Here is a 14,167-nt window from a genome sequence, read left to right on the forward strand (position 1 = left end):
GCGCATGGTTCGATCTCGCAATGAGGAGGTCGGCAACGCATCGTTCGAGACATCGATGACGGCGTCGGTCTTCGCTCGCTCTTCGAGGCCATTCAATGACTGCGACGACATCGGCCCAGAAGCTCTCATTGTTCGCACTGACGGGAATGGTCGTCGGCTCCATGGTCGGCTCCGGCATCTTCTCGCTGCCCAGAACCTTCGGCACCGCAACCGGTCCCTTCGGCGCCATCCTCGCCTGGTGCATCGCAGGCGGTGGCATGTACACCATGGCGCGCGTGTTCCAGTCTCTGGCCGAGCGAAAGCCTGGTCTGGATGCCGGTGTTTATGCCTATGCGAAAGAGGGCTTTGGCGACTATCCCGGCTTCCTGTCGGCGCTCGGTTACTGGATGGGAAGTTGCATCGGCAACGTGTCCTACTGGGTCCTCATCAAATCGACCCTGGGCGCGTTCTTTCCCGTGTTCGGCGACGGCAATACGGTCATCGCGATCGTCGTAGCCTCGATCGGGATCTGGCTGTTCCACTTCATGATCCTGCGCGGGGTGCAGCAGGCCGCCGCGATCAATACGATCGTCACCATCGCCAAGATCGTGCCGATCCTGATCTTCATCGTCATCCTGATCCTTGCCTTCAAGGCCGACCTGTTCCGTGCCAATTTCTGGGGCGGCGAGGGCATGCCGGACACGGGACTCTTCGAGCAGATCCGCGCGACCATGCTGGTCACGGTGTTCGTCTTTCTCGGGATCGAGGGGGCCAGCGTCTATTCCCGCTACGCCAAAGAGCGGTCCGACGTCGGCGCGGCGACGATCATGGGCTTCCTGGTCGTCACGAGCCTGATGGTGCTCGTCACCATGCTGCCTTATGCCGTGCTGCCGCGTGCGGAGATTGCAGACATGCGGCAACCGTCAATGGCCACGGTGCTGGAGGCAGTGGTCGGACATTGGGGTGCCGTCTTCGTCAGCATCGGGCTCCTGGTCTCGGTGCTCGGCGCCTATCTCGCCTGGTCGCTGATCTGCGCCGAAGTGCTCTCCGCGGCCGGTCGGACCCGGGACATGCCGCGCGTGTTCGGTACCGAAAACGCCAACAAGGTGCCGGCTGCCGCGCTCTGGCTGACCAATATCGTGGTGCAGCTCTTCGTCATCAGCACCTACTGGTCCCGTGATGCCTTCTCGCTGATGCTCAATCTCACGAGCGTCATGAACCTCATTCCGTTCTTCCTGGTCGCCGCCTACGGATTGCTGCTGGTGAAGCGCGGCGAGACGTACGAGAAGAGCGCGGGCGAGCACAGACGAGACCTGATCTTCACCGGCATCGCCGTCATCTACACACTCTTCCTGATCTACGCGGCCGGAATGAAATACCTGCTGCTATCCGCGCTGCTCTACGTGCCCGGCACGGCGCTGTATGTCTGGGCGCGGGTCCAACAGAAGGCGCGGATTTTTGCACCGTGGGAGTGGGGCATCTTCATCGTGGCTGCGATCGGCGCGGCCGTCGGCATTCACGGCCTCGCCACCGGCTACATCACGATCTAGGCGGATCGATTGCGGAGGTTGCGCTCATGACACAACAGACATCAAACGGAGCGCTTCCTTTTGGCGTTCATTCGGAAGTCGGTCAGTTGCGCAAGGTAATGGTCTGCTCGCCGGGCCGCGCTCACCAGCGTCTCACTCCGACCAATTGCGACACGCTGCTGTTCGATGACGTCCTGTGGGTCGACAATGCCAAGCGCGACCATTTCGACTTCGTGCAGAAGATGCGCGACCGCGGCATCGAGGTCGTCGAGATGCACAATCTGCTCGCGGACACCGTCGCCATCCCGGAGGCGAGGCGATGGATCCTCGACAATCAGGTGGTCCCAAACCAGGTCGGTCTCGGCCTGATTGACGAGCTCCGCGGCTATCTGGAAAGCCTCGCCCCCCGCGCGCTGGCGGAAACCCTGATCGGCGGATTGTCGACCCACGATTTCCCCGACGCACATGGCGGTGAAATGCTCCGGTTGATCCGGGAGGCGGCCGGCATGACCGAGTATCTGCTGCCGCCACTTCCGAACACGCTGTACACGCGCGATACCACCTGCTGGATCTATGGCGGCGTAACGTTGAATTCGCTGTTCTGGCCGGCGCGTCACGAGGAGCCGATCCTCGCCGCCGCCATTTACAAGTTCCATCCGGATTTCGCCGGCAAGGTCCACGTCTGGTGGGGCGATCCGACTCAGGATCACGGCCTTGCCACTCTGGAAGGTGGCGATGTGATGCCGATCGGGAAGGGAAACGTCCTGATCGGATTGAGCGAACGGACATCGAGACAGGCGATCAGCCAGCTTGCCGCCGCTCTTTTCAGGAAAAAGGCCGCCGAGCGCGTCATCGTGGCGGCCATGCCCAAGCTGCGTGCGGCGATGCATCTCGACACGGTCTTCACGTTCGCCGATCGGGATTGCGTGCTGCTTTACCCCGATATCGTCAATAACATCACGGCGTACTCCTACCGGCCGGCGGACAATTCCGCTGGTATCGAGCTGCGGAAGGACGAGAAGCCTTTCGTGGACGTCGTAGCTGAAGCGCTCGGCCTGAAGAAGCTCCGCGTCGTGGAGACCGGCGGCAACGCCTATCTGCGAGAGCGAACTCAGTGGGACAGCGGTGCCAATCTGGTCTGCGCCTCTCCAGGCGTCGTCTTCGCCTACGATCGCAACACCTACACCAATACGCTGCTGCGCAAGGAGGGAATCGAAGTGATTACCATCGTCGGCGCGGAGCTCGGCCGCGGCCGCGGCGGTGGTCACTGCATGACCTGCCCGATTACCAGGGATCCGGTCGACTACTAGCCGGCGGAGGAATCGACCCAGATCAACCTGTGATTTATCATCTGAACATTAACACGCCACAATCGGCGCGCAGTGTGACACGAATCCCGGTGTCCGGCTGCAGCATCGGAGGGGACCTATGCGACCGTCTGGATTTTTTCTGCCGGTTGCCGCACTGCTCGGCAGTAGTACGGCTTGGGCGGCGGACCTCGATCTCACTGACTTCAAATCGAGCGGAGCCGCTACATCCTCCTACGCGGTTCCTTATTACCAAGCCCCGTCCTGGAGCGTCGTTGGTTCCATCTCGCCGACTTTCACCGACAACGCGCTCTTCACCCGCGATAACCGCAGGTCCGACGTCTATTACGCGCCAGACGTGAGCGTCAGGCTTGACGGGAACCTCACCAACGATCTGTCATACCGGCTCTATGCGCGGGCTCAATACGAAGCCTTTTCGCGGGAAAAGGACGGCAATTTCGCCGTCGCGCGTATGGGCGCGCGTCTGACCGAGAACTGGGACGGCTGGCGCTTGTCTGGCATTTACGAAAATCGATATGATTTCGATGGCATCTACCGCGATCTCGCCTTCACGTCCCACGACGTGATGGGCTCAGTCGCGCGCGATTTCCGCGTTGGCAACGCGACGTTCTCGCCACTAGTGCTTTTGACCTACCGTTTCTCCGATCTGGCCGAGGCGCGCCGCTGGCGCTTTGACGCCGTGCTCGGAATCGAGGTCAAGCTTGATCCCAGATGGTCGATCGTCAGTACGCCCCTGTTCGAAGCCTATTGGTTCACCGATGGACTCAATACCGGTCGCCAGGATCAGCTCTATTCGGTTGACCTCGGCCTGAAGTACAACGTTGCCAACAACGTGTCGCTCACGACGACCGTGCTCTACGAGGCACGAACCTCGAACGTCCCGCTGCGGCGATACAGGGACGTTCGGATCGGGCCTCGCCTGGACTTTGCCTTTTAGAGGTGCTCGAGAGATGCCGGCAAGACGCCTTCTAATGCTGACCTGCCTCATCATCTCAAGCATGATGACGACGGTCGTGCTGGCCGATCCTCGCGATGCGGTCGATCGTAGCCATCGACTCGATACCGATGCACTTCGGGATGATGCCGCGACGCGCCGTCTGGAGCAACCATCTCACCCGCTCGCAATTGCGCCGGCCCCGGCGGCACCGCCCGCGAAGGCGACCAGAAAGAAGAAGTCGGACACGAGCAGTAGCCGATAGCCCTGGCGAACCTGTCAGCGCATTAGGCGGGGGAACGGTGGAGGACGCCCGGCGACCACGGAATGGCGGCGCGACGATGCCATTCGGGCTCGTTCGCCGCGCATCGCCATTTTTACTCTCTATTGCATCGGATTTGAGATTCGGCGGCCCTTGACGAAGGCCAAGATTTCAATCCCTCACGAATACTACCTCATGTTGAATGAGCGGTTCGCTGGGTGTATAGTTGATTGACCCCGCAGGTGCGCTATTCCGAATTCGGTGGAGGATTTCTCGCCGGCAGGGTGGGGAGAGACCCCGCTATTGTCGTCGTGGCCAATATCGGGAGTCGCCGGAATAGAGTGAGTAGTACAGTGAAGCCACATGGCTCCCCCGCCAGAGAGTCGAGGCAAACCAGTCCCAAGCGCTGGCTGCGCGTAGGTTTGCAACCATCGACCGAGGAGCTTTACTGGAACTCTTCTGCAGATCTCCTCTTCGTCGCGCGCCCCTCCTTTTGCGGACATTTCGTCTACGAGAGCATCAATCCGGCATTCGAGTCCCGGCTCGGCGTATCGTCGCGAGACGTGCTCGACATGGATGTATCCGATTGCCTGAGCGCGGATGACGCGAGATCTGTCTGCGAAGCACTTCGGGCGAGCCTCGCGGAGAAGGCTGAGATCAGGATCCGGCAGCGGCTGGCGTTTGGTGGTTCATCCCGCACGAAGGAAACGACGGTCACGCCGATCCTGGATCCCGCGACCCGCGGTGTCGTCCGGTTGATCGGCTGCCATCGCGAGGCGCGCGACGTTCGCTTCGAGGACCCCACCACATGGGGGAACGGGCTGGATGTCGAAGCTGGCCTGCTGTCGCTTCAGGAGAGCATTCAGCAGCGGATCGCTTCCGATCTCCACGATTCGACCTGTCAACATCTGATTGCCGCGAGTCTCGGCTTGATGCGGATCCGCGGCCAGCTTGACGGCACACAAGCCGCCGAACGGATCTGCGACGAAATCGACGCGTCGATTGATGAAGCGCTCCGGGAGCTCCGGGCTTTTGCCTATCTGCTGCATCCGCGGGATCTGACGGGTGACGGATTGAAGGCCACGATCGAAGGCTACGCGGAAGGGTTCGCGGCGCGCACCTCGTTGCATGTGAGGGTGAACATCGTGCCGGAGGTCGATGGGTTACCTTATGAGGCCCAACGCTCGCTGCTGCGCGTTGTTCAGGAGGCTCTGACGAACGTCTTCCGTCACGCAAAAGCGACGGAGGTGGCAATCGTCATCGATGTTGTCGACAGTCGTTTCCAATTGATGATCAGCGACAATGGACGCGGTCTTCCCCACCCTGGCAGGCCGGGTGCCGGGACGCTATCGAGCGGCGTCGGAATTCCCGCGATGCGAGCAAGACTGCACGGGATCGGAGGTACGTTGGCCATCCAGTCCAGCGGGATGGCGCCGCATTCCGGTACCGTTCTGTCCGCGGTCTTCCCGCACGTCCTTGCAGTGAATCGGCGCAATCGACGAAGGACCACGACCAATACGAGGGCCGATACCGGCACACAATCAGCGAAAGAACACTAGCCAGCGGCGGCGGGTCGAAAGTGTGACCCGAACCGCCGTCAAGAATAGGGAGTGTGCTGCATGAAACGTATCCTCATAGCCGACGATCACGAAGCGGTGCGATCGGGTTTGCGGGCGGTCCTCGAACAGCGGGCGGACTGGGAAGTGGTGGCCGAGGCCACTGACGGAGGCAAGGCGGTCGCCGCGGCGATCCAGAGCCAGCCCCACGTCGCCATCCTGGATTTCTCGATGCCGAGGATGACCGGCGTGGAGGTGGCGCGGCGTATGAGGGACTATCGGCTGCAAACCGAGATCCTGATCTTCACCGTGCACAATTCGGGTCTGATAGCGCAGCAGGCGTTCGAGGCCGGCGCCCGCGCTTTCTTGGTGAAGTCTGATGCGAACAAGCTGCTGCTGGCGGCTGTCGAGTCGCTGCTGATGCATAGGCCGTTCTTCTGTACGAATAGCATTGTCGAATACGACGGCGAGCCGGGCCCCCACGGCGAACGACACCACCATGGGCTGACCGCGCGCGAGCAGCTCGTCGTCAAGCTGGTTGCCGAGGGCTACAGCAACAAGGGAATTAGCGCGATCCTCGACCTGAGCGTTAAGACGACGGAGGCACATCGTGCAGCGGCGATGCGCAAGCTGGAGGTAAACTCGACGGCGGGCCTCGTGCGATACGCGGTGCGGAGCGGACTCGTCGAGGCCTGATCGCAAGCCGTGGCGATCCGTGGCTGTCAGTACCTTCGCCTGCATCTCTCAGGGTTTTGCTGGATAACCGTTCTTGTGGGACGCCGTATGATCGTTCGACCTGACGGCCGATGACCGCTCTAGTCCACCTGGCTTGGCCGAGGGTAGGCAAACGGGAACGACCCGTGAAACGCATCTTGATTGCGGACGACCATGAAATCGTGCGTTCCGGACTTCGTGCGATTGTTGAAACGCGGTCCAACTGGATCGTGAGCGGCGAGGCGACCAATGGTGAGCAGGCGGTCACGCTTGCGCTGGAAACCAGGCCAGACATCGTGATCGTCGATTATTCCATGCCGATCATCAACGGCCTGGAGGTCAGCCGCCGCCTCAGAGCGCTTCACGTTCAAACCGAGGTGCTTATCCTCACGATGCATGAAAGCGAGGAGTTGCTGACAGAGGCCATTCTGGCCGGAATCCGCGGCTTCCTGTTCAAGTCCGACGCTCGCAACCATCTCATTTCCGCGGTCGAAGCGCTGCTCGACGGCAGACCCTACTTCACGAGTGTTCTGCTGGAGAAGCTGCTCCGCGACTACCAGGCGAACAAGCAGAACCGGGCCGACATGCTGCTGACCTCGCGCGAGGAGAGCGTGGTCCAGCTGATCGCAGAGGGGCACACCAACAGGTCGATAAGCGCGATCCTGAATCTGAGCGTCAAGACGGTCGAGACCCACCGCGCCTCGGCCATGCGCAAGCTCAGGATGTCCTCCACCGCCGAGCTGGTTCGGTATGCTGTCCGCAAGCGGCTGGTTTCACCTTGAACGAGCGGGGAGCGCTTTCGACTGCTCGCGAAAGATCGAGAGTGCACCATCGAATGAACGGACGCGCAATCGATCCCTTCGTGGATCCCGAAAGGCCGATGCAGACCGACCGTGACGACTCAAGGACCTCTCAGCGCCGAAAGTTGGTGTTCGGGCTTGATAGCGGCGCCGCAGCCAGCAGGCGTGTCGGAAGCTTGCAATGGTTCGCCTCGCGATGGTGGTGCTCAGCTCCGGCTCGTGATCTGACTTTCTCGCTTGGCCGTTGTTCATCGGAGCGGACAATTGTGAGTCGTGACGATAAAGACTCCACGACGCATCCGCTTCGAAGCAACGATTTCGCAACTTGATCCGACGTGGCGGAGCCATTCCGAAACTCCGCCGTCTTGGGTGAGGTTATCGCTCGGGTTCGAGACGAGGTAAGCGTCGTTCTCCATGCCTGCCATCCCCCAGCTTTCCCAATCCAGCACAACCGAGTCCCTGTCGGCGAACGCTCGCAGTGCGTCGTTGTGAGTGAGAGACCAAGTCAGAAACCGAAGTTCATCCTTCGCCGACGGCACTGCCCAAAATGTTCCGCCGATCAGCGCGAGCATGACCACCAGCGAGAGTACGATCGGACGCGCTCGGGGTGATTTCCTCTCGACTCCTGCCCAGATGCAAAGGCCGAGGCCAACTAATGCCACCGCAGGCAAGTAGACTGAGATGACAAACAGAAACGTGCCGAAGTTCTTACTGTCCCAAGCAAGGGGGGTCGCAGTCGTAACCGTGGCGATAGCTGCAATAAGGGGCAGCCACCGTAGCCTACGAGCCGCTTTCTCCGGGGCTTCAGCAAAGGTGGTCATGGTCGCGAATTTATCGAGAAGGTCCTTGGAGTTGCAAGCACGAACGGCTTTCGACCGTCAGCTCCGGGGCGGCAGCCTTCGCATGCTTACTTTGATCTGTAGCGTTGGCCTGCTTGGCCGAACTCGCCTCAACAGTCCGTCTTCGCTTCCGCTGCGCTCAGCTACGCCGGACACCACGCTTCGCCCTTCGGGCCGCTGCTCGGCTGCGCCACGCGTAGCCCGCAGGGCGAAGCGTGGTGGGCCCGGCAGGACTCGAACCTGCAACCAGACCGTTATGAGCGGCCGGCTCTAACCATTGAGCTACAGGCCCCGCCGCGAGGCGGCCGCGAGGCGCGGCCGGCAACGGTGCGCGGTTCGTTTACAGGGCCTGAGGCGGGGGTGCAATGCTGGCGCTGGTGGATGGGAACGCCGGCACGGCATCATTGATAAATTTCGAATAACCGAAATTGGCGATGATGCCTGTATAACCCTGTTTTGCCCGACGAAGCAAACCGCGTTTTCGCAGGTTTTTTCGACGTGGGGGGTAACCCATTGAAATCACTGGCCTCGTCTACTGTGCATGGGGTTGTTTTCGCAACTTTGTTTGAGAGGGCCTGTTGGCCCCCTCGAGCATCGTGCGGCTGCGCTCGGCGGCACGGCCGCTGCCTAGTCCACCGAGACCCCGGCGAACTCGACCACCTTGCGCCACTTCGCGGTCTCGTCCGCGACCAGCTTGCCGAACTCGGCCGGCGTCATCGGCTTGGGGATGCCGCCGGTCTCGGCGAGCTTTGCCACCAGCTTCGGGTCCTTCAGCGCTTCGCCGACGGCCTTGTTGAGGATCTCGATCACCTCGGGCGGAGTGCCCTTCGGCGCGGAGATGCCGTAGAAGCCGACCGATTCGAAGCCGGGCACGGTCTCGGCGATCGCGGGCACGTCGGGCACGCTCGGCCAGCGCTGCGGCGAGGTCACCCCGAGCGCGCGGACGTTGCCGCCCTTCACCTGCTCCATCGCCGAGGGCAGGTTGTCGAAGATCAGCTGCACCTTGTTGGAGATGATGTCGGGGAAGGCGATGGCCGAGCCGCGATAGGGCACGTGCACCATGTCGCACTTCGTCATCACCTTGAAAAGCTCCGCCGACATGTGCACCGAGGTGCCGTTGCCGGAGGAGGCATAAGAGATCTTGCCGGGATTGGCGTTGCAGTAGTCGATGAACTCCTTGACCGACTTCGGCGGGAACGCGTTGGAGACGACCAGCATGTTGGTGAGCTGCATGATGCTCGCAACCGGGGTGGTGTCGCGCAAAAAGTCGAACGGCAGCTTCTTGTAGAGCGAGGTCGAGATTGCGTTGTTGGGCGCGACGAACAGCAGCGTGTAGCCGTCCGGCGGGGCGTTGATCGCCGCGGCCGCGGCGATGTTGCCGCCGGAGCCGGTGCGGTTCTCGACGATGAATTGCTGGCCGAGCCGCTCCGACAGCCACTGCGCCATGATCCGCGCCACGATGTCGACCGGGCCGCCGGGGGAAAAGCCGATCAGCCAGTGCACCGGACGGTCGGGGTATGCGGCGGCGGCGGGAGGGGCGGCGCTGAAAAGACCCAACAGGACTGCGAGCCCGAAAACACTCTTACGCAAAATTCGCAACATGACACCTCCCATTGTTCTATTGTCGTTGGCTGCATGCTTTCACAAAAACCGGCGGCTGCCTACTTCGCCGCAAGTCGGTGTTGACGCAGCTCCGCCAGGGACGACCATGAGATTCGCGACGATCCTCATCAGTGCGGCGCTGCTCGCCAGCCCCGCCGCCGCCCAAACCGGAGGCACGGCCATTCCGACCACGACCATCAGCTCGACGCTCAGCTTGGGAACGGCCACGCCCGGCGGCGGCTTCCCGCTCTATGGCAACGCCTTCGCGGAGGTAATGAACGCGGCCGATCCGCAACTCATCATCGTCCCGCGCAACACCAAGGGCAGCAACGAGAACATCCCGCTTCTAGAGAAGGGTGAGCTCGATCTCGCACTGGTTGCGGGCGAGCCGGCCTACGAGGCTTTCGCCGGCATCGGCCGTGCGAAGGTAGCGCTGAAGATCCTCACCGCGATCTATTCCAACCCCGGCATGTTCGTGGTGCGCGCCGACAGCCCCTACACGACCATCCGCGATCTCGTCGGTCAGCCCGTCGCATTCGGTGCCAGGGGCTCCGGCCTGCCGATCCTGGCGCGCTATGTACTCGATGGTCTCGGCCTCAAGCAGGACGAGGACTTCAAGGCTGTCTATCTCGACCGCGCCGGCGACGGCCCCGCGATGGTCGAGGACGGCCGCGTCGCTGCGCTCTGGGGCGCCGGCATCGGCTGGCCCGGCTTTGCCGCGGTCGCCGCGAGCGCATCAGGCGCGCGCTTCATCGCGCCGAGTGCTGACGAGATCGCCCGCATCCGCGCCAAACATGCGTTCCTCAAGCCGCTGACCGTGCCGGCCGGCTCCTACCCGAAGCAGACCGAGCCGATCGCCTCGCTCGGTTCCTGGAGCTTCATCCTCACGCGCGAGGATCTGCCCGACGACGTCGCCTACCGCCTCGCCAAGACGCTGCACGGCAATGAGGCGACGTTCTGCAAGAAGCTCGCCCAGGCCTGCGAGACCACCGCCCCGAACACGGTCGCGGCCGCGCCGAGGCCGGAGCTGATCCATCCGGGCGTGATGAAGTATTTTCGCGAGATAGGGGTGGTGAAGTAGCTCTCTTACTTCCCTTCTCCGCTTGTGGGAGAAGGTGGCGCGAAGCGCCGGATGAGGGGTTGTCTCCGCGCATTCAAATGAGACTTGGGCTCGCGGTGAGAACCCCTCACCCGGCTTCGCTTCGCGAATCCACCCTCTCCCACAAGGGGAGAGGGTACACCGTCATCGCGGCCTCATATTCGCCAATCTCACTTCTTCACCAGAGGGCAGGCCGGGTCCGGCGGGCCGAACGCCTTGTCGCCGGAAATAGTCGTGAGGATCTTGTAATAGTCCCACGGATATTTGCTCTCCTCCGGCGTCTTCACCTGCACCAGCCAGAGATCGTGCACCATCAGATTGTCTTCGCGCAGCTTGCCGTTGCGGGCGAAGAAATCCTCGATCGGCTTCTCGCGCATCTTGGCCGCCACTTTCAGCGGATCGTCGCTGCCGGTCTCCTGGATGGCGTTGAGATAGTGCATCACGCTGGAATAGACGCCGGCCTGCCACATCGACGGCATCCGGTTCATCTTGGCGAAATAGCGCTTCGACCATTCGCGCGTCTTGTCGTCCATGTCCCAGTAGAACGAGGTGGTCAGCAGCAGGCCTTGCGCCGCCTGTAGGCCGATGCCGTGGATGTCGGTGATCAGCGCGAGCAGCGCCGCCATCTGCTGGCCGCCCTTGAACACGCCGAACTCGGCGCCGGTCTTGATCTCGTTCATGTTGTTGGGGGGACCGGCGGCAATGCCGATGATCTTGGCCTTGGAGGCCTGCGCCTGCAACACGAAGGAGGAGAGATCGGGTGTTGCCAGCGGCGGCCGCACCGAGCCCAGCACCTTGCCGCCATTGGCGGTGACGACGGCGGAAGCGTCGCGCTCCAGCGAATGGCCGAAGGCGTAATCGTCGGTGATGAAGAACCAGCTGTCGCCGCCGCGCTTGACCACGGCGTCCGCGGTGCCGACCGCGAGCGCGCGGGTGTCGAACACCCATTGGATGGCGTAAGGCGAGCAGAACTTGCCGTGGAAATCGGCGGTGCCGGTGGAGTGGGTGATGAACAGCCGCTTCTTCTCGTTGGCGATGGTCTGCACCGCGAGCCCGACCGCCGAGACGGGCACGTCCACGATCAGATCGACCTGCTCGACGTCGAACCAGCGCCGCGCCAGCGAAGCGCCGATGTCGGCCTTGAGTTGGTGGTCGCCGATCACGACGCTGATCGGCTTGCCGAGCACCTTGCCGCCGAAATCGTCGATTGCCATTTGCGCCGCGGTCACCGAGCCCTGGCCGGTCGGCGCCGAGGCCGGGCCGTTCATGTCGGTGAGCACGCCGATCTTGACGACGTCGTCGGAAACCTGCGCCGACGCCGCGCCGGACAGCAGGGTCGCCAGCAAGGCGGCCGCGACGGGCACTCCAAATCTGATTGGGTTCACGCTTGTCCTCCCTGATCCGGCTCATTGGCCGGTGTTACTTGTCCGGGTATGGCCCGGTCGAATTGGTTTCTTTTGCAACTATTAGGGGGCTGGCGTCAATGTCAGGCTGCGAAGCGGATCTGTCCTGCGGGGGAGGGATCGTAGCCGGTCAGCTCCTCCGCGCGCTGGCGCAGCCGCCGCTCGTTCAGGAAGCGGAGCAAGGCCTGCATGGCGGGGCGGAAATAGCTGCGCTGCCGCATCGCGAGGTCGAAATTCTCCCAGACCAGCGGCACGAAATCGAGACCGGCCGAGCGCGCCGCGGCGCGCGTCGCGATGCCGCAATCGGCCTGGCCGGCGCGAACCAGCTCGGCCAGATCCGGGCCGGTCAGCGCCGGCGTCTCGATCCGGCGCAAGTCCCGCATCGAGGCGCCGGCGCGCTTGAGCAGCACGTCGAGCAGCATCTGCGCGCCCGTGCCCTGTTGCCGCATCGCCATCCGGGCCCCGGCTGCGAGCACGTCGGTCAGGCTGTGCAGGTGCTTGGGATTGCCGTGCGGCAGCAGGAGACCCTCTTCGCGGCGCACGAACGCGATCAGCACCGCATCATGCAGGTCCGGCGTGGTCCGCAGCGCTTCGATGCTGGCATCGCTAGAGAAATTGTCGCCGGCGTCGAGCGCGTGGAAGTGCACCGCCGCAGCCATCACCTCATTGCGCTGCAAGCGCTCGAGCCCGCGCGCGCTGCCCTCGCTCATCGATCCGAGCCCGGAGCCGGACTCGCGCAGGCTCCAATCGAGCAGTTCGTCGTGGCTGCCGCCCACGACCGGCGGCGGCTCGGCGATCAACATGCCGGCCGGGCGCGCGAGGCCCGACAGGACCCAGAGGTCGAGCTCGTGCCGTGGGAACAGCCATTTCCCCGTCACCTTGCTGCAGGGGATCGCACCGGTGGTGACGAGCTCGTAAAGCTTGCGTTCGCCGAGCCGAAGGTAATCGGCGGCTTCGCTGGTGGTCAGGAATTCCATCCTGCATTCCTATGCAAATTCTTGCTTCTTTTTGACGTCCGACGCAGGTGGAATTCTGCATTTCAGATATTTGTCGCAGGGAACCATGCCCGATCATCTCGCTGCTTTGCAACACATCCGCACGCGCGATCTCTGCTTTGGTGAACGATCCTAAAGAGATCGCGCGCCCGGTGCGCCGCGATGAACTTGCCGAAATTTCCCGGCCGGCAGCGCAAAACGCGTCACGAGTGCGGCGCAATCGATCATCATCATGACGGCGTCAAACCTGAGGGAATCCGATCATGGGCCGCCTGTCCGTTGCACTTGCGCTTCTCTGCGGCCTTGCCGCAGGCGTTGCGGCTTCGGCCGCGGAGGACCGCAGCATTGTCCTCGCTTCGACGACGGCGACGCAGGAATCCGGGCTGCTCGACTATCTGCTGCCGATCTTCCGCGACAAGACCGGCATCGACGTCACCGTGATCGCGCGGCGCGCCGACGAAGTGCTCGATGGGGCGCGGCGGGGTGAGGTCGACGTCGTGCTGATGCACGCGCGGCCTCAGGAGGAGAAGTTCGTCGCCGACGGCTTTGGCGTGAAGCGATACGACGTGATGTACAGCGACTATGTGCTGATCGGGCCGAAGAGCGATCCCGCGGGCGTAAAGGGCAAGGACATCGCGACGGCGCTGAAGGCGATCGAAGCCAAAGGCGCGCCGTTCGTGACGCGTGGCGATCGGTCGGGCACTCATGCCGCGGAGCTCGCGCTTTGGATCGTTGCCGGCATCGACATCGCGAGCGCCAAGGGCGCCTGGTATCGCGAGGCCGGGCCCGGCATGGCCGCATCGCTCGGGGCCGCGCGCGCGGCCAATGCCTATGTGCTTGCGGATCGCGGCAGCTGGATCGCGTTCAGCGATCGCGGCGATCTCGACATCGTCGTCGAAGGCGACCGGCGGCTGCTCAACCAATATGGTGTGATGCTGGTGAACCCTGCGAAGTTCCCGAACGTGAAGAAGGACCTCGCGCAGACCTTCGTCGATTGGCTGACATCGCCGGAGGGGCAGACGGCGATTGCCGGCTACAAGGTGGACGGGCAGCAATTGTTCTTCCCCAATTCGGACAGGTCGGGCGGCTGAGGGTTGAGGCCGGGACCGCCGGCGGTTGCCAAACCG

General features: G+C 62.8%; 13 protein-coding genes and 1 tRNA gene. 9 read left to right on the forward strand and 5 right to left on the reverse strand.

What is annotated here, in order from left to right:
- Nucleotides 1–95 precede the first annotated feature (95 nt).
- The 7 genes from N2605_RS04430 to N2605_RS04460 all read left to right on the forward strand — a co-directional run bounded on the left by N2605_RS04430 (nt 96) and on the right by N2605_RS04460 (nt 7,084).
- Nucleotides 96–1,529: a basic amino acid/polyamine antiporter gene (locus tag N2605_RS04430; protein ID WP_225128682.1), complete on the forward strand. Its 1,434-nt coding sequence runs from the start codon at nt 96–98 to the stop codon at nt 1,527–1,529.
- Between the two features lie 26 nt (nt 1,530–1,555).
- On the forward strand, nt 1,556–2,818 hold the full coding sequence (gene arcA, locus N2605_RS04435) for an arginine deiminase (RefSeq protein ID WP_225144728.1): 1,263 nt from the start codon (nt 1,556–1,558) through the stop codon (nt 2,816–2,818).
- A gap of 118 nt (nt 2,819–2,936) precedes the next feature.
- Nucleotides 2,937–3,773 (forward strand): outer membrane beta-barrel protein, encoded by an 837-nt coding sequence (locus tag N2605_RS04440; protein WP_036011475.1) that lies wholly within the window; start codon nt 2,937–2,939, stop codon nt 3,771–3,773.
- Between the two features lie 34 nt (nt 3,774–3,807).
- Entirely contained in the window at nt 3,808–4,035 is a 228-nt protein-coding gene (locus N2605_RS04445) for a hypothetical protein (protein ID WP_141697668.1), read from the forward strand.
- A 419-nt stretch (nt 4,036–4,454) separates the two neighbouring features.
- Nucleotides 4,455–5,591 carry a sensor histidine kinase gene (locus tag N2605_RS04450; RefSeq protein ID WP_225144729.1) on the forward strand — a complete coding sequence of 379 codons (1,137 nt, stop codon included), beginning with the start codon at nt 4,455–4,457 and terminating at the stop codon, nt 5,589–5,591.
- A gap of 60 nt (nt 5,592–5,651) precedes the next feature.
- Nucleotides 5,652–6,284, forward strand: a complete 633-nt coding sequence (locus N2605_RS04455; protein ID WP_057026149.1) for a response regulator — start codon at nt 5,652–5,654, stop codon at nt 6,282–6,284.
- Between the two features lie 164 nt (nt 6,285–6,448).
- Nucleotides 6,449–7,084: a response regulator gene (locus N2605_RS04460; RefSeq protein WP_036035698.1), complete on the forward strand. Its 636-nt coding sequence runs from the start codon at nt 6,449–6,451 to the stop codon at nt 7,082–7,084.
- 266 nt (nt 7,085–7,350) lie between these two features.
- Here the strand turns inward: N2605_RS04460 and N2605_RS04465 are convergent, their stop codons facing one another.
- The 3 genes from N2605_RS04465 to N2605_RS04475 all read right to left on the reverse strand — a co-directional run bounded on the left by N2605_RS04465 (nt 7,351) and on the right by N2605_RS04475 (nt 9,543).
- Nucleotides 7,351–7,923 carry a hypothetical protein gene (locus N2605_RS04465; RefSeq protein WP_225144730.1) on the reverse strand — a complete coding sequence of 191 codons (573 nt, stop codon included), beginning with the start codon at nt 7,921–7,923 and terminating at the stop codon, nt 7,351–7,353.
- 234 nt (nt 7,924–8,157) lie between these two features.
- A tRNA-Ile gene (locus N2605_RS04470) sits at nt 8,158–8,233 on the reverse strand.
- 335 nt (nt 8,234–8,568) lie between these two features.
- Complete coding sequence (locus tag N2605_RS04475) at nt 8,569–9,543, reverse strand: Bug family tripartite tricarboxylate transporter substrate binding protein (protein ID WP_260345925.1); 975 nt, start codon at nt 9,541–9,543, stop codon at nt 8,569–8,571.
- A 106-nt stretch (nt 9,544–9,649) separates the two neighbouring features.
- Here N2605_RS04475 and N2605_RS04480 point away from each other — a divergent pair, with 106 nt between their 5' ends.
- Entirely contained in the window at nt 9,650–10,624 is a 975-nt protein-coding gene (locus N2605_RS04480) for a TAXI family TRAP transporter solute-binding subunit (RefSeq protein WP_260345926.1), read from the forward strand.
- A gap of 188 nt (nt 10,625–10,812) precedes the next feature.
- On the opposite strand, the gene N2605_RS04485 is transcribed toward N2605_RS04480, so the two are convergent.
- Nucleotides 10,813–12,027 (reverse strand): ABC transporter substrate-binding protein, encoded by a 1,215-nt coding sequence (locus tag N2605_RS04485; RefSeq protein WP_036026621.1) that lies wholly within the window; start codon nt 12,025–12,027, stop codon nt 10,813–10,815.
- Nucleotides 12,028–12,128: 101 nt separating this feature from the next.
- The gene (locus N2605_RS04490; RefSeq protein WP_036011436.1) at nt 12,129–13,022 is read right to left on the reverse strand and encodes a helix-turn-helix transcriptional regulator; all 894 of its coding nucleotides are present in this window, start codon (nt 13,020–13,022) and stop codon (nt 12,129–12,131) included.
- Nucleotides 13,023–13,303: 281 nt separating this feature from the next.
- Between N2605_RS04490 and N2605_RS04495 the strand changes: the two genes are divergently transcribed.
- Complete coding sequence (locus N2605_RS04495; RefSeq protein ID WP_036026620.1) at nt 13,304–14,131, forward strand: ABC transporter substrate-binding protein; 828 nt, start codon at nt 13,304–13,306, stop codon at nt 14,129–14,131.
- Nucleotides 14,132–14,167 lie beyond the last annotated feature (36 nt).

The organism is Bradyrhizobium yuanmingense, assembly GCF_025200905.1.
GTDB lineage: Bacteria > Pseudomonadota > Alphaproteobacteria > Rhizobiales > Xanthobacteraceae > Bradyrhizobium > Bradyrhizobium yuanmingense.

What these genes read in the sequence shown, in the direction of transcription:
- N2605_RS04475 (WP_260345925.1), bottom strand. Translation starts at nt 9,543, where the DNA reads ATGTTGCGAATTTTGCGTAAGAGTGTTTTCGGGCTCGCAGTCCTGTTG.
- N2605_RS04440 (WP_036011475.1), top strand. Translation starts at nt 2,937, where the DNA reads ATGCGACCGTCTGGATTTTTTCTGCCGGTTGCCGCACTGCTCGGCAGT.
- N2605_RS04465 (WP_225144730.1), bottom strand. Translation starts at nt 7,923, where the DNA reads ATGACCACCTTTGCTGAAGCCCCGGAGAAAGCGGCTCGTAGGCTACGG.
- N2605_RS04495 (WP_036026620.1), top strand. Translation starts at nt 13,304, where the DNA reads ATGGGCCGCCTGTCCGTTGCACTTGCGCTTCTCTGCGGCCTTGCCGCA.
- N2605_RS04455 (WP_057026149.1), top strand. Translation starts at nt 5,652, where the DNA reads ATGAAACGTATCCTCATAGCCGACGATCACGAAGCGGTGCGATCGGGT.
- N2605_RS04490 (WP_036011436.1), bottom strand. Translation starts at nt 13,022, where the DNA reads ATGGAATTCCTGACCACCAGCGAAGCCGCCGATTACCTTCGGCTCGGC.
- N2605_RS04480 (WP_260345926.1), top strand. Translation starts at nt 9,650, where the DNA reads ATGAGATTCGCGACGATCCTCATCAGTGCGGCGCTGCTCGCCAGCCCC.
- arcA (WP_225144728.1), top strand. Translation starts at nt 1,556, where the DNA reads ATGACACAACAGACATCAAACGGAGCGCTTCCTTTTGGCGTTCATTCG.
- N2605_RS04445 (WP_141697668.1), top strand. Translation starts at nt 3,808, where the DNA reads ATGCTGACCTGCCTCATCATCTCAAGCATGATGACGACGGTCGTGCTG.
- N2605_RS04430 (WP_225128682.1), top strand. Translation starts at nt 96, where the DNA reads ATGACTGCGACGACATCGGCCCAGAAGCTCTCATTGTTCGCACTGACG.